The sequence below is a fragment of the Stenotrophomonas sp. STEN033 genome (assembly GCF_056856655.1).
Genome location: NZ_JBXFWM010000013.1, coordinates 1 through 23,404 on the forward strand (window position 1 = coordinate 1; position 23,404 = coordinate 23,404).

The following is a 23,404-nucleotide window of genomic DNA, read 5'->3' on the forward strand; positions in this document are numbered from 1 at the left end:
TCTCCGTCGTCGGCAGCGTCAGATGTGTATAAGAGACAGCAAACCAACTTGCTTATTTCCTGCTGGGGTCCAGCGAAATCAAACGGGTCACATCCAGCAGCGCAGCCGGTAGATGCACGCCACCGGGCGCAGCCAGATAACGGGGCCGCCACTGTGGTGCGAACTTGGACTTGAAACGACGCAGCCCGCTGAAACCATAGAAGCGCTCTCCATGGCGCGCGACCAGATTGGCAAACCGGTTCCAGCGGCCCGCAAGGCGATGCTGGGCCAGGCCTGTGAGCGGTGCCATGCCGAGCGAGAAGCGGGTATAGCCATTGGCCGCGCCCCACAGGAACAATTCTATGAACAGGAAGTCCATCGTGCCCTTGGGCGCATCCGGGCGGTGTCGCATCAGGTCAACCGACAGCTCATGGCCTGCCGGTGCCTGCCAGATGTTGGCGAAGGCGACGATGCGTCCGTCCGCCTCGACCAGCGCCACCGGAAAGCGGCACAGGTAACCGGGCTCGAAGCTGCCCAGCGAGAACCCTTTTTCTTCGCCGGCCTTCTCGTCCAGCCATGCCTCGGAGATTTCTTCCAGCGTATCCAGCAAAGCGGGAACTTCGCTGGCCGCTGCCAGCCTGAAGCTCAGGCCGCTGCGTTTGCCCTTGTTCCATGCCTGGCGCAGATCGGCCCGTTCGCTGCCGGCCAGGCTGAAATCCTGCAATGGCACCATTGCCTCCTCGCCCAGTTTCACCAGCGTCAGGCCAAGGTCCAGGTAGTGCTGCCAGTACCTGTCGCTGGTCTGGTAGAACACCGGGCGCAGGCCGAGTCGATCAGCCTCCTCGCGGAACTTCCAGATCAACGCTGCTGCTACTGCTGGCGGCCCGACCGGGTCGCCCATCGCCACCAGCGAACCGCCGTAGCGCTGCAGCATCACAAAGCCATCGCCGGCCTCGCTGCGCAGGATCGCCTTGTCGCCGGTCATCGCCACGCAGGCCTGGGTATCTTCGGCCAAGGCGAGCACCGGGCGCAGCTGCTCCAGTGTTGCCGCATCCGGCAAGGGCAGGGGGCTGCGGGTGCTGTGCAGCAAACGTGCAAGCCCGAATACGACCAGCGCGATGCAGACCAGCAGCAAGGCGCGCAGCGCACGTGGTGCGTTGCCGGAGGTGGCGAATTGCCACCACAGTTCGTTCTGGTATTCGACGTGGCTGTAGACGAAGAACAGCAACCACACCGTCGCCACCAGCACCAGCGCGACATTGCGCAGCCATGGCCACGACCATGCCTCGTCGAGCAAGGCACCTTCGCGGTAGAACTCGCGCCGGGCCGCCCACAGCGCCACCGCCACCAGCGGCAAGGCCAGGGCTACGGTCAGATGGCCGCCACGCAACCAGGCCGGCACGGGCAGGGCGATGCACAGCGCCAATGCCAGCATCCACGCGGCATGGCTGCGCCGCTGCAGGCCTTGTCCGATCAACAGCAACAACACGCCGCCCAGACTGCCAAGCAGGTGTGAGGTCTCCACGATCGGCAGCGATGCCGGCAACACCCGCTGATGGGGCACTGGCAGCGTGCCGTCGATCAGCAGCAGTGCGCCGGCCGCAAACACGGCCAGTGCGATCAGTTGCGGCAGCCAGGGGCGGATCACCGTCCAGGCGGTACCGGCACCGCTGCGCAGCGGGCGACGCACGCTGGCCAGGGCGGCCAGCAACGCGGAAAGGAATAACGGCAGCAGGTAATAGGTGATGCGATAGGCCACGGCGGCGGCGAGGATGGCGGCCGGCGCCACCTGCGGCAGCAGCTTGAGCAGGCTCCACTCGAATACGCCCAAGCCTGCGGGCACTGTGGAGATCAGTCCGGCCACCACCGCGACCAGATACAGGCCAACGAAGCCGATGAAGCCGACCTCGGCCTGCGCCGGCAGCAGGACGTAGAACGCGGCCGAGGCCAGGCACAGCTCAACCACGCTCAGTACGGTTACTTCCAGTACCGTGCGACGGTCAGGAATCCACATCCGGTGCGTGCCCCAACCGACGCTGCGGCCGTCGCGGCCGACCAACAGCAACATCGCGGCGAAACCGACCAACACGCCGATGCCGAGGGCATGCACCGTCGTGGCCGAGATGGGCAGCGCCAAGGCGGCGGCGCCTGGTTCCAGCAGCAAGGCCAGGCCAAGCAGCAGCCAGGCACCGAACACGAAGCCCAGGGTGCTCATCAGCACCACCTGGCCGATCTCGCCCAGGCTGAGCCCGGCACGGCCGTAGCTGCGCACGCGGATGGCACCACCGGTCAGTGCGGCGAAGCCAAGGGTCTGCCCTGCGGCGTGGGCCAGGAAGGCGGTGATGCCGACGCGGGCGGCGGGCAGGGGATGCCTGGCGCGGCGCAGGCCAATCGCATCGAATCCGATCAGGCAGGCATAGCTGGCCATGCCCAACAGCGTGGCCAGACCCAACTGCGCCCATGACAGCCCGCGCACGGCGGCGCGGATCTGGTGGTAACCGTGATCGCTGAACTCACCCGCCAGCGCATGCAACGCCATTGCCATGATGGCCAGGGTGACGAGGATGGCGGCCATGCGCCGCCAAACCGGCGCGGAAGGTTCCGAAGGCGTGGAGGACGCGGTCATGCAGGCGGATAGGGCTATGCGCTGGTGCGGCGCGGACGCATAAGACTAGTCCTCACGCGTGATGATGGCTGCATGCATGCGCTGTCGCGTTTTCACCGCCTTCAGTCAGCGTAGCGGCCGCAGGCAGACTAGACTGGGTAATTCGAACGCAGGGGCAGGGGCATGGGGCGTGGTTCGCATGGACGGGCTTGGCAATCGGCAGCGCTGGCCTTGGCCGTGGTGCTGGCCCTGCTGCTGTTCTCGGCCATTGCCATCAGCCTGCAGTTTGCGCGCGATGATCTGGATTGGGTTCGCGCAACCCTCAGTCTGTACCTGCACGGCCCGTACGGCATCCTGCTGCGCGTCGCCTATTGTCTGCTGGCGCTGGCCATCGCCGTGCTTGGGGTAATGCTGTACCGGCAGGCGCACGGCAGCGCCCGGCGCGGCCTGCCCCCCAGTTTGTTCGTGCTGGCCGGGCTCGGTCTGGCTGCGGTTGCGATTGGCGACAGCTGGTTGCCGCAGCATGCGCCGCTGCTGGCGCCCCTGGTACACGGTCTGGCGGCGCAAACCGCATTCCTGTGCGTGACCGTTGCGATGCTGTTGCAGGCCTGGTGCTTCGGTCGTGATGTGCGTTGGCGGGGGCTGTACTGGCTGACCTGGGGCTGGGCATGGTTCGCCTTCGCCGGGCTATGGCTGCATGTGCTGTGGCGTGGCAGCCCGCGCGGACTCGGGCAGAAGCTGGTGATCGCCGTGGTGGTGGGCTGGCTGCTGCTGGTAGCGTTTGTGTCGTGGCGTCGTTCACGCAAAGAAACGCCTGAAACTTCCGCTTGCCCTCACAATGGCGGCTACATCCACAACACGGAGTCACCCCCATGATCCAACGCTTCGATACCGGCCCGCGCATGTCGGAAATGACCATCCACAACGGCGTGGCCTATCTGGCCGGGCAGGTGCCGGAAGATACCAGCGCCGATATCGTGGGCCAGACCGAGCAGGTACTGCAGGCCATCGACGATCTGCTGCGCCTGGCGCCGACCGACAAGACCAAGATCCTGCGCGCCGAGATCTTCCTGGCTGACCTGGCGGATTTCGCCGGCATGAATGAAGCCTGGGACAAGTGGGTGCCGCAAGGCGCAACACCGTCGCGCGCCACCGTGCAGGCCAAGCTGGCCAATCCGGAATGGAAGATCGAGATCGTGATCACTGCGGCTGTACCGTAAGCGGACGGCACCGCTATCGCGGGTCTGGCCCGGGTGCGATGGTGCCCGGGCAGATCCAGCCGTGAGGCTGGTGATGTCTTTGCAGGGAGGCAAGGGAAAGGAATGAGAAGCCGTCTGTTGTTCGCGCTGTGTTGTGTCCTGGCAGGCATGGGGGCCAGCGTGTCGGTGGCAGCACCGGCGCCGCTGTCGAAGATGATCTACGCGCAAGCGCCGGTGCAGCGCATCGAGCCCTTGGATTACCCGCAGTTCAAGCTGATCGAGGCGGAGCTGCGCAACACGGTACGGCGCCATGGTGACCGCAGCGTTCCCAACCGCTTCTGCGCGGTTGGCTACCAGCTCGCCGGCGGCACGGTGGAAACGGTGCTGATCTGGGACAACGCGCAATCGTTGATCCGCTGGTGGGGCGGTGATGCGCTGGCTACCTCGGAAGAGCGCTATGCGGTATCGGCCTCGTTCTCACCGTTTACCGACCTGCGCACGGATCTGGTCGAGGACGACCGCTATCCGCTGGGCACACGCGCGATAGTGCGGGCCGATGCGGAGGCCTTGATAGCGGATTGTCGTGCGCACGGGCACCAGTACACCGTGCCGCCACTGCCGCCGAAAGGCGAGGATGACGAGTACTGAGGGAGCACTGCAGCTGTTTGTGGGAGCGGCGTAAGCCGCGAAGCTGGCAATGCTTGAGTCGCAGCGTTCAACATGATCTGGAGCTGCTGCGTTTTTATGGTTTGATGCCGCGATAGGGATCTTCGCCAGCTCGGTTTCCACGAGCTTCGCGGCTTACGCCGCTCCCACAAAGCCGGGGTTCGGGACAGCCTGCAGCTCGATGCAATCGACTGGACAGGGCGGGATGCACAGCTCGCAGCCGGTGCACAGGTCGGCCAGCACCGTGTGCATGTATTTGGCACCGCCGACGATGGCATCGACGGGGCAGGCCTGGATGCACTTGGTGCAGCCAATGCAGTCGGCTTCGACGATGACCGCGACCTGCGCCGGTTTGTGCTCGCCGCGGCTGCGGTCGTAGGGCAGGGCCGGCACTCCCAGCACATGCGCCAGTGCACGTGCACCCGCATCACCGCCTGGCGGGCAGTGGTCAATGCCGGTCTCACCGGTTGCCATTGCCTCGGCATATGGGCGGCAGCCGTCGTAGCCGCACTGGCCGCATTGGGTCTGTGGCAGCAGGCGATCGAGGCGTTCGACCAGTGCAGCCTGCCCTTCTCCCTGCGGGAGAGGGGGGCGTGCAGCGTCTGATGGGGGTTGGGTAGTCATTTGAGAGTCCTGCTATTCGCCCTCACCCCAACCCCGCTCCCGGCGGGAGAGGGGCTCAGGTCAGGCATTTGCCGCGATACCAGCGCTCATGTGCCAGCGCCAGCATGGGCTTGTCTTCGCTGCTGTCGCCGTAGGCGTGAATTCGCTGGTACTTGCCCAGGTCAAAACGCTTGCGTATCAAGGCCACCTTGCGCGCGCCACAGTCGCCCTCGGCGTAGCGGCCGGTGAAGCGGTTGTCCTGCACCTCGAGCCGGTTGCAGATCATCTGCAGGCCCATCCGCCCGCACCAGTGCTGCAGGTATAGATCCAGTGAACCGGACACGACCACCACGGTATGGCCCTGTGCCTTGTGCCACTGGATCTGCTCCAGCATCTCTGGACGCACCATTTCCGGCAACTGCTCGCGTGCATAGTCGCTGGCCATCTGGCTGATCTCACCCGCGTGGCGGCCAGTGAACACCTGTGCAGTGACGCGGCGGCGGATGCGTTCAGCCGAGATAAGTTTCAGCCGATAGGCCAGCACCCACGGGCCAACCCGCCACCACCCCTGCGCGCGCTGCTCCGGCGTGGCCACACGACGCAGAAACCGGCTATAGGTGTCACAGACGGTGATGGTGTGATCGAAGTCGAAGAGGGCTAGTTGCATGAGTGCCGGGAACAGGGAGTTGGGAAACGGGAACCGGCAGGGCCGATATTCCCGACATCGCGACGGCTAGGTTTCTTTTCCAGACATTGCTTGGCCGGGAGAAATCGGAACCTCATGAAGCCATGCTCCTGCTTCTACGACGCCCGATTCTCCCTTCCCGACTCCCTGCTTCAGCGAACCGGCATGCCCGGCAGTGCTCCGCCATCGGCATCCAGCAGCGCCAGTGCGCCGCCGTCGAAACCGGCCGACAGAATCATGCCTTCGCTCAGGCCGAAGCGCATCTTGCGCGGGGCCAGGTTGGCGATGAACACCACATTGCGGCCGACCAGCGCTTCCGGCTCGGCATAGCTGCCGCGGATGCCGGAGAAGATCTGCCGCTGGCCGAGGTCGCCGGCATCCAGCAGGAAGCGCAGCAGCTTGTCGGAGCCTTCAACGAAGCCGCATTCCAGCACCTTGCCGATGCGCAGGTCGAGTTTGGCGAAATCGTCGATGCCGATGTACGCGGAAGCTTCACCTTCGGCCTTGGCCTCGGCCTTCACTTCGGCCTTGGCGGGCTTTTCAGCCTTGGCCGGCTTGGCCTCGGTGGCGGGCTGGGCGGTGAGGGTGTCCTTGGAGGCGTCGGTCATTGCGTCAATCATCTTGGGGTCGATACGGGTGAACAGCGCCACGTAGGCGGCGATGCTGTGTGCGGTCAGCGGTGTGGTGATGTCGTCCCAGCCGTGGACCGGGGCGTTGAGGAAGCTTTCGGCCTGCAGTGCCGTGGCCGGCAACACCGGCTTGAGGGCAGTAACCAGCACGCGGAACAGGTTCAAGCCCTGGGTGCAGACCGCCTGCAGTTCGGCGTCGGCACCCTCTTGCTTGGCGATGACCCACGGCTTGGTGTCGTCGATGTACTTGTTCGCTTCATCGGCCAGCGCCATGGTCAGGCGGATGGCAGCGGCCGCGTCGTTGCGCTCGTAGGCCTCACGAATCGGTGCCAGCGCAGCGATGAAACGGCCGTACTGGGCCTGGTCCGGCAGCGCGTCGGCCAGCTTGCCGTCGAAGCGCTTGGCGATGAAGCCGGCGCAGCGGCTGGCCAGGTTGACGAACTTGCCGACCAGATCAGCGTTAACGCGGGCGGTGAAGTCGCTCAGGTTCAGATCGAGATCGTCGACGCCGCCGGAGGACTTGGCGGCGAAGTAATAGCGCAGCGCTTCCGGTGCCAGGCCGGCATCCAGGTAGGTGCGGGCCATGATGAAGGTGCCGCGCGACTTGCTCATCTTGGCGCCGTCCACGGTCAGGTAGCCGTTGACGTGCAACTTGGTCGGGGTGCGCAGGCCGCTGCCCTTCAGCACCGCCGGCCAGAACAGGCCGTGGAAGTTGACGATGTCCTTGCCGAGGAAGTGGTGCAGTTCGGTGTTGCTGTCGGCGGCGAGCACGGCGTCGAAGTCGTCGCCGGTCCTGGCGCACAGGTTCTTGAAGCTGGACAGGTAACCGATCGGCGCGTCCAGCCACACGTAGAAGTACTTGCCCGGTGCGCCGGGGATCTCGAAGCCGAAGTAGGGCGCGTCACGCGAGATGTCCCACGCGCGCAGGCCGCCCTCGGCATCCAGCCACTCGGCGAGCTTGGCCTTCACGCCGGGCAGGGCCACGTCGCCGGCCAACCATTCGCGCAGGAACTCCTGGAAACGGCCGACTTCGAAGAAGTAGTGCTCCGAATCGCGCATTTCCGGGGTGGCGCCGGACACCACCGACTTCGGCTCGATCAGGTCGGTAGGGCCATAGGTGGCGCCACAGACTTCGCAGTTGTCGCCGTACTGGTCGGGCGATTTGCAGTTCGGGCAGGTGCCCTTGATGTAACGGTCGGGCAGGAACATGCCCTTGGCCGGGTCGTAGAACTGCGCCACCGAGCGACGGCTGATATGGCCGGCGGCGTCGAGTTTGGCGTACAGCGCCTCGGTCAGCTCGCGGTTGGTGGCCGAGTTGGTCGAGTCGTAATGGTCGAAATCCACGCCAAAGGCGGCGAAATCGCGTTCATGGCCGGCCTGGATGTTGGCGATGAAGGTTTCCGGGGTCACCCCGGCCTTCTCCGCGGCCAGCATGATCGGCGTGCCGTGGGTGTCATCGGCGCAGACGTACCAGACCTTCTCGCCCATCATTCGCCGCGCACGCACCCAGATGTCGGCTTGGATGTAACCTACCAGGTGGCCGAGGTGCAGCGGGCCGTTGGCGTAGGGCAGGGCATTGGTGACTAGGGCGTTGCGGGTCATGGCGATGGTTTGCGGCAGGGGACCGGGGATTATCGCATGGCCGGAAAGAAGCAGCCCCGGGAGGCCGGGGCTCGGGGCTTGCCAGACAGGGAGCGAAACCTGGGCCTTCCCTTCTCCCGTCTACGGGAGAAGGTGCCCCGAAGGGGCGGATGGGGGGAGCTTTTGACTTTCTAGCTAAACGCTCCCCCTCACCCCAACCCCTCTCCCGCAGGCGGGAGAGGGGCTTCAAGCAAAGGCTTTGAGCGGCTTACTGGTCGCGCAGCCAGGTCTGGGTGCGGCAGATGAAGGCGATGCAGCCGGAGACATCCAGCTTGCGGCCGTTGTCCACCAGCGCGACCTTGGAGCTGTAGGTCTTGCCCTTGGCCGGGTCCAGGATGGTGCCGTTGGCCCACTTGTTGGCGCCGTCCGGACGGACATTCCAGAGGATGGTCATGCCTTCGATCGGCTTGCCCTTGTTGGCACCTTCACACTTGTTGCAGACCGGGTGCGGACCCTGGTCGGACTGCAGTACCTGCAGCACCTTGCCGCTGAGCGTGCCGTTGGCGGCCTGGCTGATCTCGACGATGGACTTCACCCGGCCGGTTTCGTCGTCGATGGTGCGCCAGCGGCCGGCGGCGCTGTCACTGGCGCTGGCAGAGAAGCCGGCGGCCAGCAGCGGCAGGGCCAGCAGCAGGGTCTTGAAAGTCGTACGCATGTGTCCCCTCCCAGGGTGGGTTTGGTCAGCTGCCGGCGGCGCTGTTACGGGCCGAATGTAACCGCATTCGGTCCCGTACGGAATCCGCAGTGCAGCAGATTTTGCAGCCCTGTAGTGCCGAGCCATGCTCGGCAGGGGCTTTCACCGGCAATGCCTCAGAAGCTGCCCTCACCCCAACCCCTCTCCCGCATGCGGGAGAGGGGCTTTGAGCAGGGGCGGGACCTGTAGTGCCGAGCCATGCTCGGCAGGGGCTTCCCCGGAAATGCCCCAGAAGCTGCCCTCACCCCAACCCCTCTCCCGCGCGCGGGAGAGGGGCTTAAGCCGTGTGTCGCTCACATCTCGCTTACTGCACCGTCACCCGCTTGCGGTTGTCGGCGGAAACCCGGTCGATCAGCTTGTTGTACGGGTCGAAGCCGGCCTCATCGGGCTTCTGGTCGACGGTAACGGTGATGCTCGGGGCAGCGGCGGTGATGTGGTGGCGCTGCAGGTACAGCACCTTTTCATCGCGTTCCTTGCCAGACGCGCCCTTGGCGAACACACCGACCTCGATCCAGTCGTCCAGCGTGCCTGCGGTCTCCTTGCCCATGCCGTCGGCATAGCGCTTGTCCGCATGCAGCTGCAGGGTCACGTCGTAGCGGCCGTCCGCCCGCTTCTTGGCGTTGGCCTCGACCACGCGGTTGTCGTAGAAGCTGATCTTCTCGAACAGGTCGGTGATCAGACCCTGCTGCTCGGGCTTGGCTTCGGCGCGGATGAACTCCAGCAGTTCGGCCGAGGTGGTATACGGCGGTTGCTGGAAGGCCTTGGCCTGGATGAAGCGGGACAGGGCGCGGTTCAACGCTTCCTCGCCCATTTCCTCACGCAGGCGATAGAACACCAGCGAACCCTTCTGGTAATGGATGTACTGCTGGTTCTCCACCCGGTACAGCGGCAGTTCTTCGACATCTTCGCCACCGCGGCCAGATAGATACCTGTCCAGCTCATCCTTCAGGAACTGGCGCATGTGGCCGCGTCCGTATTCCTTCTCCATCACCATCAACGCAGAGTATTGCGACAGCGATTCGGACAGCACCGTGGCGCCTTGCACGTTGGCGCCGATCACCTGGTGTGCCCACCACTGGTGCGCCACTTCATGCGCGGTGACATAGAACACATAGTCGACATCATCCTTGTCGCGCAGGTCGGCGATGAAGCCGATCGACTCCGAGTAGGGGATGGTGTTGGCAAAGCTCTGCGCGAATGACTGGTAGCCGGGGAACTCGATGATGCGCACCTGTTTGTGCTGGTACGGGCTGAAGTTGGCTTCGTAATAAGCCAGTGACTTCTGCACACCTTCGATCATCCGGTCCACGTTGTACGGATGCTTGGCGTCGTAGTAGATCTCGATCGGGATGTCTTTGTAAGCAGCCTTCTTCACCTGCCAGCGTGCCGACAGATAGGCGTAGAAGTTCAGCATCGGCCGGTCCATGGCGTAGCTGAAGCAGCGACGGCCATCGCGTTCAAACTCCTTCTGCAGGTAACCCGGTGCCAGCGCGATCTGGTCCGGTGCGGTGCAGACGGTGCTGCGGAAATCCAGCCAGTCCGAATCGTTGGAGATGTAGGTATTGGCGCGCGCGGCTTCATCCTCCAGCTTGGGCATGCGCGTCGGTTCGCCGAGGTCGCGCTTGCGGCGTTCGTTGCGGTCGTCGATCTCGGCGCCGCTGTCATAGCCAAAGGCCGGTAACACGCGGCTGTTGAAGAAGCTGCCGTTGTCGACGATCTGGGTCTGTGCCTGGTCGGAAGTGATGCCGTTGGGATGGATGTCGACGGTGAAGCGGATATCGCGCTCCTCGCCCGGAGCCATCGGTACATCCAGGTGGTAGATGCGGTAGCCCAGTTCCTCATCGTGGGTGGTCAGCTTGGCGCCGCCCATCTCGATGCTGGCCAGGGTCTTGTCATCGCCCATCGCTACGTGGATGTCGGGGATGGCGGTCGCATGGGTATTGCGCACGCGGTAGACGCCGTCGATGCGCACGGACTGGGTTTCCGGGTGCAGGTCGACGTTGTTGTCGATGGCGATGATGCGCGGCTGCGGCAGGTCCTTGTACTTGCGATAGTCGCGCTCGTAGCGGGCCTGGAGGTCGAGCTGCTGGTCCGGCGAGACAAATTCATTGCGGATGTTGGTGTTCCAGTACAGCCAGCCGCCGCAGGCGATGAAGGCCAGCACCGCCGCCGCCAGGCCTGCACCCAACGGGCCGCGCAGGCGCTGTCTGGCCAGGCGCAGGCGCTGCCGCCAGCCCGAATCCACGCCACGTACCCACAGGGCGGCGCACAGCAGCAGCAATACCAGCAGGAACAGCACCCAGTAGCCCTGGAAGGCCAGTTGCCCGGTCAGGAAGTGACCGTAGCCATTCATGTCCGAGTACGGCGCATTCGGCCAGCTGCCGAAGTTGTACAGGTTCTGGGTGTAGTCGAGCATGCCCAGCACCGACTGCCCGATCAGCAACAGGATCAGCAGCGCATAACCCATGAACTTGTTGTTGCTCAGCACCTGCAGCACCAAGGCCATGCCGCCCATCAGGATGTAGACCACCGAGTTCAGGGCCAGCGTCTTGACGTACAGCAAGGGCTCGATCTGGGTGTAGCCCTTGCTCAGCTGGATGGCAATGGCGGTAAGGCCGCCAATGGCCTGGAACGCGACCACCACCGCGATCAGGGTGAGGAACTTGCCCAGCAGCGGCACCCAGTTCGGCACCGGCATGGCATCGCTGATACCGGCGATGCGCGCGCTGCGTTCCCGCCAAACCAGCTCGCCGGCATAGAACAGCACGATGATGATCAACAGGAAGCTGTAGCTACCCTGCAGCGCTTCCAGCATCTGCGAGGTCACCGGCCAGCTGGGTGTGCCGTACATGGTCTGACGGTGCAGGGCGCTGGGAATGAAGTTGGCCATGCCCAGTACCAGCAGCACCAGGAACGGCGCACTGCGGAACACGCCCAGCGCATCGAAGCCGACCTGACGCAGCAGCTGCCGCCAACCGGTTGCAGCGTTGAAGCTGGGAGTGACCTTGGGTGCAATCACATTGCTGCGTTTGCCGTCGGTGGTAGCGACGCTGGCCACCTTCCTGCCCCGCTTGCGGCCGGTGCCGCTGCGCTCGGTGCGGAACAGGGCGAACGTCGCGACGAACAACGCGCCGGTCACCGCCAGCCACAATACGCGGTTCTCCAGCAGGTAGCCGGTGAACGCAGGCAGGCCGGTGTTTCGCTCTTCGGCCGACCAGTAGCGTGTTGCATGGCTCATCGCGCGCATGCCAAGTGGATCGAGCAGCGAGGCGATGCGCATGTTGTCGATGTCGGCCAGCAGGGCGCGGCTGACGCCGTACAGCACGAAGAACACGATGACGCCGATATAGACCCACAGGATGTTGCGGGTGGTAACCGCCAGCACGGACAGCAGGGCGGTGGTGAACAGCACGTTCGGCAGCACCATGAAGGCGAACGACCACAGATAGGGCCGCAGTGACACTGGCCCCAGCCGGGCGGCATCGATCCACGGCATGAACTGGGCGATGAACAACCCGATGCCGATGATCACGTACATCAGCAGGCTGGCCAGCAGGGCCGCGCCAAGCCGCCCAAGCAGGTAGTCGCGGCGTTTGATCGGGCTGGAGAACACCAGTTCCGAGGTGCCGAGTTCGAAGTCGCGCAGCAATGCATTGCTGACGAACAAGGTAACCACCAGCAGCCCGAGCAGGGTGAAGGAGGTCATGAAGCTGGCGATCACCGACGGTGCATTGCGATGCACATTGCCGATGCCGCCACCGATCTGGACGGCGTCGCTGGAGGCGGCACCGAAGGCGAGCAGGGCGAACAGCACCGCAAGCAGCCACAACAAGGGAGAACGCAGCTGCTCGCGTAGCTCGAAGCGCAGGAAGGCGAGGGTCATGGTCGTCTCCGTCAGGCGGCCTGCGCCTGCAGGCGCAGGCGCTGGAAGTAGACGTCCTCCAGGCCCGGTGCTACCGGTTCGAAGCCTGCTTCAGGGCAGTTGTCGGCGAATACGTGGATCACCGGGTGGCCGCCAACCAGTCGCGTCGACAGCACGGTAAACCGGCTTTCGTAGTCAGGCAGCGCGGCCTTGGCCACCTGCCTGCGCCAGACCTGTGACTGCAATGCATTGATGGCATCGGTGGGACGTCCGGTCAGCAGCACCTCACCCTTGTTCATGATGGCCATGGTCGGGCACAGGTCGGTGACGTCCTCGACGATGTGCGTGGACAGGATCACCGCTACGTTCTCGCCGATCTCGGCCAGCAGGTTGAGGAAGCGGTTGCGCTCTTCCGGGTCCAGGCCGGCGGTGGGTTCGTCGACGATCACCAGCTGCGGGTTGCCCAGCAGCGCCTGGGCGATGCCGAAACGCTGGCGCATGCCACCGGAATAGGTGCCGAGCTTGCGCTTGCGTGCATCCCAGAGGTTGACCTGCTGCAGCAGGGCTTCGACCACTTCCTTGCGCTGCTTGCGCGCGGTCAGGCCCTTCAGTACGGCGAAATGGTCGAGCAGGTCGAGTGCGCTGACCTTGGGGTAGACGCCGAAGTCCTGTGGCAGGTAGCCGAGCTTGCGGCGCAGCGCATCCTTGTCGCGCAGGATGTCGATGCTGGCCCCATCGGCGGTGGTCAAGGTGGCGCTGCCGGAATCGGCCTCCTGCAGGGTGGCCAGGGTTCGCATCAAGGAGGACTTGCCGGCGCCATTGGGACCAAGCAGGCCGAACATGCCGCGGGGAATGTCGAGATCGACATTTTTCAGTGCGTGTACGCCATTGGCGTAGGTTTTCGACAGACCACGGATCTGCAGCATGGGAACCCAACCTCTCCTTGGATGATGACCGCAACCTTCCGCCACGGCCGGGCCGGCGACAATGCGCCGGAAGTCATTAGGACCAGGGACGTGGATACGGTCGGAATGTGACCTGTTGTTGCGCCCTCTCTTTGGCCGAAGGCGAAGGGGAGGGTTGGGGAGGGGTTGGCTTTATCGCTGTTGATCTTGCTTTGGCTTCGCGGCTTACGCCGTTCCTGCAATCCGTTGCGCTGGTGTGTTGCCAGGAAAGCGCCTGCCGAGCGTGGCTCGGCACTACGGGGTAGCGGCATCGCTTGCTTCAGCCCCTCTCCCGCTGGCGGGAGAGGGGTTGGGGTGAGGGCAGCTTTTCGCCAGGAAAGCCTCTGCCGAGCATGGCTCGGCACTACCTGGCTGGGGTCTCGTAGAGTTCCAGCGGTAGGTCGTCGGGGTCGGCGAAGAAGGTGAAGCGGCTGCCGGTGAATTCGTCCACGCGTACCGGCTCGCAGGCTACGCCTTCGCGTTGCAGGTGGGCCACTACATCGTCCAGCGCCGCGACACGGAAGGCGAGGTGGCGCAGTCCGCGGGCTTCCGGGCGGCTGGGGCGTGCGGGAGGGTTCGGGAAGGAGAACAATTCCAATTGGCTGCCATCGGGCAGGCGCAGGTCCAGCTTCCAGGAGTCACGCGCGTCGCGGTAATTCTCGGCAATCACTTCCAGCCCGAGGATGCGCACGTAGAAGTCACGCGAACGCGCGTAGTCGGTGGCAATCACCGCAACATGGTGGATGCCAAGCAGATTCATCGCGCAGCATCCAGCCAGCGCCGGGCGATGTCGATGGCCAGTGCATAGGGTTCGGGTTCGTTGCGGTTGCTCAACACGATCACCGTCAGCTTCTGCGTCGGATAACGCACGACCACATTGCGGAAGCCGATGCTCTCGCCGCTATGCCACAGCGCTTCCCCATTGATGCGCCAGCCGAAGCCATAGAACGGAACGTCGGGTTCAGTGGTTTTCGTTGCCGGGCTGAACGCCAGTTTCAGTGACGCTGCTTTCAGCAGGCGTTCGTCGTACAACGCCGCATCCCACTTGGCCAGATCGTCAATGGAGGAATAGATGCCGCCATCGCCGAGCACGGCACTGGTGGTGCTCTGGTCGGTACGCTGCCAGCGGCCATCGATCTGGCTGTAGCCATAGGCGCGGTTGGGCACCTCATCGATGCCGTCCTGGTGCGCGTAGGTGTTGCTCATGCCCAGCGGCAGGAAGATGCGCTGGCGCAGGAAGCTGGCGAAGTCGCTGCCCGATGCCTTGCCCACCACCAGCGCCAGCAAGGCATAGCCGCTATTGCTGTAGCGGTAGTCACTGCCCGGCGTGAAGTAAGTCCGGTTCTCTTTCTGCAGCAGTTGCAGCACGTCGGCGTCATGGACCTGGCGGGTATCCGCCGGGTCCATCAGCTCTTCATAGTCGAGCAGGCCGCTGGTGTGACTGAGCAGCTGCCGCAGGGTCATCGTGTCGGCCACGGCGGGCAGGCTGGGCAGCCACTTCTTCAGTGGGTCATCGATGCCCAGCTTGCCGTCTTCGGCCAGCAGCAGGATTGCCGCGGCGGTGAACTGCTTGCTGACCGAGGCCAGGCGGAAATTGCTGGCCGGGGTGACCGCAGTGCCGTCTTCGACCACGGCCAGTCCGTAGCTGCGGCGGAATGCCGGCTGGCCATCTTTCAATACCAGCACAGAAGCGCCGGGAACCTGGCCGTCGTAGCGCTGCATCAAGCCGTCGATGCCCGCATCAGGCGGCGCCAAGGGGGCGGCAGCGGCCAGGCTGGAGCACGCGAACAGGCAGAGCAGGGCGAGTCGGGGTTTCCAGCGTGGCATGGCGGCTCCTGGGTAGGTGATCAGGCTTTCTTGCTGGCGATCCAGCGGTCGATCTTGGCTTCAAGGATCTCCAATGGCATGGAGCCGTCCTTGAGGATTTCATGATGGAACTCGCGTGGGTCGAAGCGATCACCGAGTTCGGCCTTGGCCTTGTCACGCAGCAGGCGGATCTTGATCTCGCCTACGCGGTAGGCCAGGGTCTGGCCGGGCAAGGCCATGAAGCGCTCGACCTCGGAGGCGGCATCGGCGGCCGGAATGTCGGCGTTCTTGACCATGTATTCGGTGGCCTGCTGGCGGCTCCAGCCGGCGGCATTGAGGCCGGTGTCGGCGACCAGCCGCACGGTGCGCAGCAAGGTGGTCTGCAGATAGCCGAGCTGATCGTAGGGGTCGCTGTACAGGCCCAGTTCCTGGCCGAGCGATTCGGCGTACAGGCCCCAGCCTTCCACATAGGCGACATCGCCACCAAGGCGGCGGAAGCGCGGCAGTGCAGTCAGTTCCTGCTGCGCGCCCAGTTGGTAGTGATGGCCGGGAATGGCCTCGTGCAGGTACTGCATCGTCACTGCCCAGCGCTTGCGTGAGGGCAGGTCGCTGGTATTGACGTAAAGCACGCCTGGTTGCTGGCCATCAGCGCTGCCCGGCTGGTAGCTGGCGGCGCTGGAAGTGGCGGCGCGCTCGGCCTCCACGGGTTTGATTTCCAGGTTGGCCTTGGGCTGCTCGTTGAACAGTGCGGGCACGGCGGCATTCACCCGCACGCCGGTCTCTGCATAGCGCGCCAGCAGGGCGTTGGCGTCGCGGAACACGAACTGGCGGTCGTTGCGCATCGCGTTGAAGGCTTTCTGCTGCGAGCCGCGGATCCTGGCCTGCTTCATCACCGCATCGATGCGTGCCTGCAGGTCCTTGACCTCCTGCTCGCCCAGCGCGTGGATTTCGGCCGGTGTGCGCGCCGGTGAGGTGCTGCTGGCAACATTGTGTGCATACCAGGCGCGACCATTGGGCAGCGCGGCCATGCCATCGGTGCTGCGCGCGGCGGCCATGTATTCGGTGGCGATGAAACCGCGCAGGGAACGATAGGCCGGCATGATCCGGTTCTCGATCATGCGCTTGTACTCGGCGCTGAGCCTGGCCTTGTCCTCGGCGGAAAAGTCCTCGGGCATGTTGCGGATCGGGCCCCAGAACAGGCTTTCCTCGGCGGTGGGTTTGATCACCGCGTCCAGCTGCGGCAGCACTTTTTCCATCAATGCACGTGGCTGCACCACCCCGGCGGCCTTGCCTTCGCGCATGTTGGCGATGGCCTGGTCGAACAGCGCCGGGATGCCGAGTGAGCGCTTGGACCAGTTCTCATAGTCCTTGACCGTGCGGAACGGTTGCGCGCCCGCACCCGAGCCCAGCACCGCGATGATGCTGGACAGGTTGTAGTACTGGTTGATCGGCAGCATCCAGGTCGGGTATTGCTCGCCGGCCAGCGAGACCTGCGCGTCGCGCACGAAGATCTCATAGCTCAGCAGGTCCTGGCCCTGCAGGCCGCTGGGGCCGACGGCCTGGACCTTGCCCAGCCACTCGACCATGAAGTCGTGCGATTGCTGGCGTGAGGCGGCGGACAGGAAGTTGGGCAGCTGGTCGTTGTAGCGCGGGTCGCCCTGGAAGGTGGCCTGCAGCGGGTTGAGCCGCATCGAGGCATCCCAGTATTCGTCGTAGATGCGGTTGAGCTTGGCGGCGTTGTCCTGCTTGATCGGCAGCGGCACCGCCGCCGGGCGGCGCGGGGCCGGGCGCGGCGTGGTGCGGGGCTTGGCGGCGCGGCTCTGCGGCGCTGACTGGCGCTGGGTTTTCTTCTTCGCCGCGTCGGCAGGGGCCGCAACGGACAGCGTCATGATCGAGGCAATGGCAAGCGCAAGCAGGCGCAACGGGCTGTAAGGCATCAGGTGTTCCGCAAATACATCGACCCGGGAGCTTGCCCGATATCCGCGGTGACGACCAGCCGTGGCGCGGATGAACACGCGCCGGTGATACAGGTCCGGTTATATCCCATGCCTTGCGGGGCCCGCCGCAAGGCATGGGAGAGGGCTCAACGGTCGGCGGAGCGCGTGAATGGCACGCTGTCCGGGGCGACCGCACCACCGGAAATGATGAAGCTCATGGCCTGGTCCACGGTCCAGTCGGTGGGCGTGAGCAGCTCAACCGGGACGATTTCCAGGTAACCGGAGGTCGGGTTCGGGGTGGTGGGCACATATACCGCAGCCAGTTCGCGGCCGCTGCCCTGTTCCTTGAGGACCCGGGTGACCAGGCCGATCGACTTCATGTCGCGGTGCGGGAAGTCGATCAGCACCACACGCTGGGTGCTGCCCGGCTTGGTCTGCAGGATGTCGAGCAGCTTCTTGGCACTGTCATAGATGATGCTGGCCAGGGGGATGCGACGGATCACCGCACCGAACCAGCGTAGCAACTGCTGGCCGATGACCCGGCGACTGAGGATGCCGACCAGCAGGATGACCAGCAAAGTGGCCAGCAGGGCAGTGATGTCCTGCATCCATTCAACCTTGATCCAGCCCAGGTAGTCCGGGAACGAGGCGGCAATACGTTCGGACAACGGCACGATCAGCGGGCTGCTGATGCCCGAGAGCAGGACGAACACGAATTTGACGACCACCCAGGTCAACCAGATCGGCAGCAGGGTCAGCAGGCCGGTAAGGAAAAGACGTTGCAGGGAGGGGCGGGGGGCGGGGGAGACGGCTTCGGGCGACATCTGCGAATTGTAGCGGGATGCAGCTGCCGGTTAAGCTGCCGCGGTTCAGCTGCAACGGAACATCGGGAGAACGCTGTGTTGAAGTTGCTGCGATGGTTCGTGATCGCCGCCCTGCTGGTGCTGGTCACGGCGGTGCTGGTGTGGTTGGTGTCGCGGTGGATGCCACTGCCCAGGGTGCAGCAACAGGCGTTGGAGCTGATGGAGCAGCCAGCGCGGTTGCCGGGCGCCAATGCCTTCGAGATGGTCTGGTTGCTCGACTTCGACGACGTGCCGGACGCCGCCAGGCCTGCCTTGATCGCCGAAGACGGACGGCGGATTGCCGAGGCTGCGCGGACCCCAGCCGGCGATGCCGGTGGCGAGGATGACTGGGAGCCGGCGATAACGCGCGCGGCGCAGGGGCGTTACCCCGAAGTGCCTGACATGGCCGTGGTCTGCAGTTGGCGTGGCGCCGACTGCCTGCCGCAGGTGCGCGCGGCACCACTTGCGTTGGCGCAGGCGCTGCAATCGCAACAGGGCCTGCTGACGCGGATCGCGGCGTTGTCGCGCTACGACCGCTATCAAAGCCCTTTCGTTGCCGACGCCCACGCACCGCTGCCACGCTGGGGCCTGCTGCAGCGGTCAAGTGCCGCGCATGCCTTGGCCCATGTGCAGGGGCATAGCGATGCGGCCTTGGCGGGTATCTGCAATGACGCCCGTACCGGCAGGATGTTGATGTCGCACAGTGATGGATTGGTGCCGACGGTACTGGGGGCCGGCATGGTCCAGGGCAACGTCCGCCTGTTGGCCGAGGTGCTGGCGGAGCTGCCGCTTGATCACGCCTTGCCCGAGGCCTGCAAGGACGTGTTCACGGCAGCGGCGCCGGCCGAGCTGAGCATGTGTACGGCTATGCGGGGTGAGTTCCAGATGGTCAGCAGTGGCGGACCGGATCCACGCCAGCCAATGGCCATGCTGGTATGGGATGCGCGCAAATACCGCGCAGCGATGGCCCAGCGCCTGCAGGGGGCGTGCCTGCCGGCGAGCACGCAGGCATTGGCCGCCGATCAGGCGCAGCGTTGGCCGGTACCGCCGCCGCGTTCGCTGTGGCGACTGGAATGTGCGGCCAATGCAATGGGGTGCATCCTGGCCGACATCGCGAGTCCGGCCTATGACGGCTACGCGACACGGCTGCAGGACGCCGGCGCGAGCCTGCGTGCGGCGGAGGCATTGCTGTGGCTCCGGGCGCACCCGCAAGGTCCGACCGCCGAGAGCCTGGCGGCAATGCCGCTGCGCCTGCGCGGGCAACTGCGGCCGCTGCAACTGGACGCGGATGGCCAGCAATTGCGGGTTGCCTTGTACGGCAAGCCCGGCAGTGATGATTGGCTGGGCCTGCCGTTACCGGCCAGCCGGTTGCCGGACTGAGACGGAAGGAGCAGACGGCCCGGGCAGTCAGCCCGGACTGCGCGCGTCGGGTTTCAGGCGCACATAGACCTGCTTGCGCACCCGCGCGACCACCTCGCCACTGGCATCAAGCACGTCGTTCTGGAACCAGTGCAGGTATTTGTCGCCGTTGGCGGTGGCGGCGCGTACCTCCTCCAGGGTGGCGTCGTCGAGCCGGAACTCGGTCCAGACCACGCCGCGGCCCGGCTTGAGGAAGTCGATGCTGCCGGCCTTGTCCCAGACGAAATAGCGGCTGCCCATGTTCTGCAGCAGGCACAGCATCCAGAACGGATCGGTCATGGCAAACAGGCTGCCGCCGAAATGGGTGCGCACGTAGTTCACGTTCCACGGCCGCTGCCGCAGTTCGACCCGCACGTAGCGGTAGTCGGCGCTGATGTCGGTCACGTGGATGCCGGCGAACAGGAAGGGCGGCCACAGGTTGATGCCGCGGCGGAACAGGCTGGCTTTCATTGTGCGTGCAGACGGACGGGGAACCGGAGTCTAGCATTCGCATGCGTATGGAAGATTCAGTTCGGCCAGGGCGGAGCGATCCGGTAGCCATCGCGGCCGGCCTGCTTGGCCTGGTAGAGGGCGGCATCGGCGGCCTCGAACAGGCGCGCGGGGCCATCATCCGGACCGGGTAGCACGGTACATACGCCGATGGTGACGGTGGTCCCGGTCTTGCTGTGGTGGGCCTTGTCGACCGGGATGCTGAGCTGGCGCACCTGGTTGATCAGGGTCTGCACCCGTTGCTCGGCACCGGCAGGAGGCGTATCGGGCAGGATCATGGCGAACTCGTCGCCGCCAAAGCGTGCGGCCAGGTCGCGCGGCCGCCGCGCCATGTCCTCGATGGTGCGGCCCAGATAACGCAGCAGGCGATCACCGACGTAATGCCCGTGGCTGTCATTGCAACGTTTGAAGTGATCCACGTCGATCAGCAGCAAGGTCAGCGGCCGGCCACTGCGGCGCGCGGCATCGGTTTCGCGGCGCAGCGTTTCCTCGAAGCGCATGCGGTTGGCCAGGCCGGTGAGCGGGTCACGGTTGGCCTGGTGACGCCAGTAGCGCATCTGCCACAGCGTCCAGAACAACAGCATGCCAATGAGGCCGAAGCTCGCCGCTATCGGGGCAAACCACAGGCTGTTGGCATGCAGCAGAGCCAGGCTGAGCAACAGCGGGGTCGGAATGGCAAGCGCGCCGAGCAGCCAGCGTTGGCGGATGCGGGAGGTGATGCCCAGCGCACCCAGTATCACCAGCGCCACGGTGATCGTGGTCTGCAGGAGCGGCGGCAGGGGGCGAATGGCATTGCCGGCCAACAGCATCGCGGCCACGTTGGCCTGGTACTCGCTCCCGCTCATCCAGTTGTCGCGCGAGGTCGGGGTGAGCAGACGCGGGGCGATGCCGCTGGCGGTCATGCCGACGATGACCAAACGGTCCTTCAACAGGTCAGGGGATATGCGGCCTTCCAACACATCGATGTAGGACATCTGCGGAAAGCTGCCGGGCGGTCCGGCATAGCGCAGCCTTACATAGTGGTCGCGATGCCATTGATACGGGGAGCTGGCGCGCGGGCTGTCATCGGCCATGCCAGGCAGTGGGTCGTTGATGCCGGCCAGCGCTGCGCCCAGTGCCGGCCAATGCGGTGATCCGATGCCGGCCCTGAGGTAAGCCCCGCGCGCAACCCCATCGCCATCGACTTCGATGTCGGTATGCGCCAGCGCGGCGGCTGCCTGGGCGATGGCCGGCACCGGCAGCAGTTCCTCGGGAACGGCCTCGTCGCTGGCCGGTGCGGCCAACACCGGTAGCACCACCCGGCCATTGCGGGCAATGGCCGCGGCCAAGGCAGCGTCCTGGCCGGGGTCCTTGCGGTCGGCTTCAGGCAGCATCAGGTCCAGCGCGACGCGCGCCACGCCGGCCTGATGCAGGCGATCCAGCAGCGCCGCGTGCGTGCTGCGTGGCCAGGGCCATTGCCCCAGTTGCTGCAGGCTGCGGTCATCGATGGCGATGATCGCCAGCCGCGGATCGGGCGGGTAGCCCCAGTCACCAACCAGCAGGTCATAGCTGGCTACGTCCTGCTGCCAGAACACCCGTGCATGGCTGAGCCATCCGACCAGCAGGGCGCAGCCGAGCACGAACAGCAGGCGGACCCGCCAGCGTGGACGCAGTGGCCTCATAAGGCGAGCAGCAGCAAGACACCTGCGCCGACCCCATAGCAGAGCCGGCAGCGCAGCTGGATCTGCTGTGGCGCCGAGAACGCGCCGGCATAGCCATCCTCCTCGATGGCCTGCACACGGACGTGCAGGGTGCCGCCGCGCCAAGGCTGCTTGAATGCGACTTCCGGTGTATCCACGTGCTCATCCAGCAGCAGTCGTGAGAAGTCTGCCTTGCGCGAGACCTGTACGCGATAGCGTTCGGCGGCAGCGTCGGCTGGCCAGCGCAGGGTAAGCCGGCCCTTGCTGTCCTTTGCCGAATCCAGTGGCGTGGTCGCGGGCGCATCGCTGAGCTGCAGCGGCAGCGCCTGGCCATAGCGGCCCGGCGCGCTGTCACCGTCGATCGAGGCCAGCCGCCAGAAATAGCTGCCAGCCGGTAAGGGGCTGCCAATGCGCAGGTGCTGGGTGCTGGTCTGCTGTTCGAGCAGGGGGTTGCGGAAGTCGGCGTTGTCGGCGATCTGCAGGACGGTGCCGGTGGCGCCGGCAACCTTGGCCCATTGGAAGCGTGGCTGCAGCTGATGCACGGTCTGCCCGTGCAACGGGGCAATCGTCAATGGCGCAGGCAGGCCGTCGGGCACGGAAAAATCGCGTGCGGCGTCCAGCCCTTCAACCTCGTCGGCGTCGATCGCCCTTACCAGCAGGCGCAGCTGACCCGGAGGCAGGTTGTCGATCCGGATCTGCGGCGTGCTCACTTCGCGGGCGAACAGCAGAATGTCCGGTGTTGCCGCGGGTACGACTTCCACCCGGTAGCCTCGCGCCGCATCCATTGGCTGCCAGGCCGCCAGCAACGGCAGGGACTGCAGGCGCAGTTGTGCCTCCATCAGCTGCGGCGGTGGCAGCAGCGGGCGTGCCGCTGCGGGCGCTGTGCCGGGTGCCGGGATCAGCGTCGCATGGCCGGCGTTGATCAGTCGCTTGCCGGCCCGGTTGCCCACCTGGACACGGCCTTCGACGACTTCGGTGGTCGCTGCACTGTCTTCGTCACCGGCATTCACCCGGAACAAGGTGCCGCGCACGCTGCTGGTCGCGGTGGGTGCAGTGATGATGTAACGCGATGCCGGGCCGCGCGCAGGTGTCACCTGGTTGCTGCTGCGCCCGCGCTGCAGCCGCATGCGGGTGTCGACCATGCCGGTGGCACCGTAGCTGCTGAGCTGGTCCAGCTGCAGCAGCGAGTTCTCGCGCAGTTGCAGGCGTGAATCGTCGGCAAAGCTGAGGGTGACGCTGGCATCGTCTCCGGTCTGCAGCTGGCTGCCGATAGGCAAGAGCATGTCGGCCTGCAAGGGGCGGGTGCCGTTGACCGGGTCGCTGACCTGGACCGGGCCGCGCAATGCAACTACCCGTGCCGGAGCCGGTTGCACGCGCAACCAGGCGATGGGGAAACGCAGGGTCAGGCCGGGCGCGAGCCGGTAAGGGTCGCTGATCCGGTTATGCGCCTGCAGTTGCTGCCATGGCACATTGGCTTTCAGGTAACGCGCACCCAGGTCCCACAAGGTGTCGCCGGGGCGGGCGCGATAGGTCCAATCCTGGGCACTGGCAAATGTTGCCCAACACAGCAGAACTGCAGCCACCAGCAGCTGCACAAGGGAGGGGCGAACGTCGATGTTTCTCACGGCCACTTGGGCTCCAAAAACGCGTGTCCGTTACGCTGGCATCGTGCTGATTGCGGCTTCATCGTTTGGTGATCCGGGCTGCCGTGGCAAGGGCCACGGC

18 protein-coding genes are annotated in these 23,404 nt (G+C 65.2%); 4 read left to right on the forward strand and 14 right to left on the reverse strand.

The features are described 5' to 3' along the window. Positions 1 to 52: 52 nt before the first annotated feature. A complete protein-coding gene (gene mprF, locus AC1VXC_RS06480) occupies positions 53 to 2,605 on the reverse strand; it encodes a bifunctional lysylphosphatidylglycerol flippase/synthetase MprF (RefSeq protein ID WP_481539853.1) in 2,553 nt (850 codons plus the stop codon). Positions 2,606 to 2,767: 162 nt separating this feature from the next. Here mprF and AC1VXC_RS06485 point away from each other — a divergent pair, with 162 nt between their 5' ends. From AC1VXC_RS06485 to AC1VXC_RS06495, 3 genes are all read left to right on the forward strand, one after another. Beyond that, the gene (locus AC1VXC_RS06485) at positions 2,768 to 3,460 is read left to right on the forward strand and encodes a DUF998 domain-containing protein (RefSeq protein WP_481539854.1); all 693 of its coding nucleotides are present in this window, start codon (positions 2,768 to 2,770) and stop codon (positions 3,458 to 3,460) included. Next, the gene (locus tag AC1VXC_RS06490; RefSeq protein ID WP_313170746.1) at positions 3,457 to 3,804 is read left to right on the forward strand and encodes a RidA family protein; all 348 of its coding nucleotides are present in this window, start codon (positions 3,457 to 3,459) and stop codon (positions 3,802 to 3,804) included. The genes AC1VXC_RS06485 and AC1VXC_RS06490 overlap by 4 nt, the downstream gene beginning before the upstream one ends. Before the next feature lie 102 nt (positions 3,805 to 3,906). Further along, positions 3,907 to 4,431 carry a hypothetical protein gene (locus tag AC1VXC_RS06495; protein WP_313170748.1) on the forward strand — a complete coding sequence of 175 codons (525 nt, stop codon included), beginning with the start codon at positions 3,907 to 3,909 and terminating at the stop codon, positions 4,429 to 4,431. Positions 4,432 to 4,584: 153 nt separating this feature from the next. Here the strand turns inward: AC1VXC_RS06495 and rnfB are convergent, their stop codons facing one another. The 10 genes from rnfB to AC1VXC_RS06545 form a co-directional block, all read right to left on the reverse strand. Next, positions 4,585 to 5,073, reverse strand: a complete 489-nt coding sequence (gene rnfB, locus AC1VXC_RS06500; RefSeq protein WP_313493372.1) for an Rnf electron transport complex subunit RnfB — start codon at positions 5,071 to 5,073, stop codon at positions 4,585 to 4,587. Positions 5,074 to 5,128: 55 nt separating this feature from the next. Further along, the gene (locus tag AC1VXC_RS06505; RefSeq protein WP_313170752.1) at positions 5,129 to 5,719 is read right to left on the reverse strand and encodes an HAD family hydrolase; all 591 of its coding nucleotides are present in this window, start codon (positions 5,717 to 5,719) and stop codon (positions 5,129 to 5,131) included. Between the two features lie 170 nt (positions 5,720 to 5,889). Then, on the reverse strand, positions 5,890 to 7,968 hold the full coding sequence (gene metG, locus AC1VXC_RS06510) for a methionine--tRNA ligase (RefSeq protein ID WP_481539855.1): 2,079 nt from the start codon (positions 7,966 to 7,968) through the stop codon (positions 5,890 to 5,892). A 247-nt stretch (positions 7,969 to 8,215) separates the two neighbouring features. Continuing rightward, positions 8,216 to 8,662: a DUF2147 domain-containing protein gene (locus AC1VXC_RS06515; RefSeq protein WP_313170756.1), complete on the reverse strand. Its 447-nt coding sequence runs from the start codon at positions 8,660 to 8,662 to the stop codon at positions 8,216 to 8,218. Between the two features lie 343 nt (positions 8,663 to 9,005). Then, the gene (locus tag AC1VXC_RS06520; protein ID WP_481538672.1) at positions 9,006 to 12,584 is read right to left on the reverse strand and encodes a M1 family aminopeptidase; all 3,579 of its coding nucleotides are present in this window, start codon (positions 12,582 to 12,584) and stop codon (positions 9,006 to 9,008) included. Between the two features lie 11 nt (positions 12,585 to 12,595). Continuing rightward, positions 12,596 to 13,489 (reverse strand): ABC transporter ATP-binding protein, encoded by an 894-nt coding sequence (locus tag AC1VXC_RS06525; protein ID WP_481538673.1) that lies wholly within the window; start codon positions 13,487 to 13,489, stop codon positions 12,596 to 12,598. 382 nt (positions 13,490 to 13,871) lie between these two features. After that, positions 13,872 to 14,267, reverse strand: a complete 396-nt coding sequence (gene gloA2 / locus AC1VXC_RS06530) for an SMU1112c/YaeR family gloxylase I-like metalloprotein (protein ID WP_481538674.1) — start codon at positions 14,265 to 14,267, stop codon at positions 13,872 to 13,874. Continuing rightward, complete coding sequence (locus tag AC1VXC_RS06535) at positions 14,264 to 15,334, reverse strand: serine hydrolase domain-containing protein (protein WP_313493377.1); 1,071 nt, start codon at positions 15,332 to 15,334, stop codon at positions 14,264 to 14,266. Before AC1VXC_RS06535 ends, gloA2 begins: the two co-directional genes overlap by 4 nt. Positions 15,335 to 15,354: 20 nt before the next feature. Further along, positions 15,355 to 17,250: a DUF885 domain-containing protein gene (locus tag AC1VXC_RS06540; RefSeq protein WP_481538675.1), complete on the reverse strand. Its 1,896-nt coding sequence runs from the start codon at positions 17,248 to 17,250 to the stop codon at positions 15,355 to 15,357. 146 nt (positions 17,251 to 17,396) lie between these two features. Next, positions 17,397 to 18,074 carry a DUF502 domain-containing protein gene (locus AC1VXC_RS06545; RefSeq protein WP_313173861.1) on the reverse strand — a complete coding sequence of 226 codons (678 nt, stop codon included), beginning with the start codon at positions 18,072 to 18,074 and terminating at the stop codon, positions 17,397 to 17,399. 78 nt (positions 18,075 to 18,152) lie between these two features. On the opposite strand from AC1VXC_RS06545, the gene AC1VXC_RS06550 reads away from it, so the two are divergent. Beyond that, the gene (locus AC1VXC_RS06550; protein WP_481538677.1) at positions 18,153 to 19,472 is read left to right on the forward strand and encodes a hypothetical protein; all 1,320 of its coding nucleotides are present in this window, start codon (positions 18,153 to 18,155) and stop codon (positions 19,470 to 19,472) included. A 27-nt stretch (positions 19,473 to 19,499) separates the two neighbouring features. Here AC1VXC_RS06550 and AC1VXC_RS06555 read toward each other — a convergent pair whose 3' ends face one another. Genes AC1VXC_RS06555 through AC1VXC_RS06565 form a run of 3 tightly spaced genes read right to left on the reverse strand, consistent with a single transcriptional unit; the run spans position 19,500 to position 23,262 of the window. Then, on the reverse strand, positions 19,500 to 19,961 hold the full coding sequence (locus AC1VXC_RS06555; protein ID WP_313173859.1) for a DUF4442 domain-containing protein: 462 nt from the start codon (positions 19,959 to 19,961) through the stop codon (positions 19,500 to 19,502). A 56-nt stretch (positions 19,962 to 20,017) separates the two neighbouring features. Continuing rightward, positions 20,018 to 21,661 carry a CHASE2 domain-containing protein gene (locus AC1VXC_RS06560; protein WP_481538678.1) on the reverse strand — a complete coding sequence of 548 codons (1,644 nt, stop codon included), beginning with the start codon at positions 21,659 to 21,661 and terminating at the stop codon, positions 20,018 to 20,020. Then, entirely contained in the window at positions 21,658 to 23,262 is a 1,605-nt protein-coding gene (locus AC1VXC_RS06565; RefSeq protein WP_481538679.1) for a FecR family protein, read from the reverse strand. Before AC1VXC_RS06565 ends, AC1VXC_RS06560 begins: the two co-directional genes overlap by 4 nt. Positions 23,263 to 23,404: the final 142 nt, after the last annotated feature.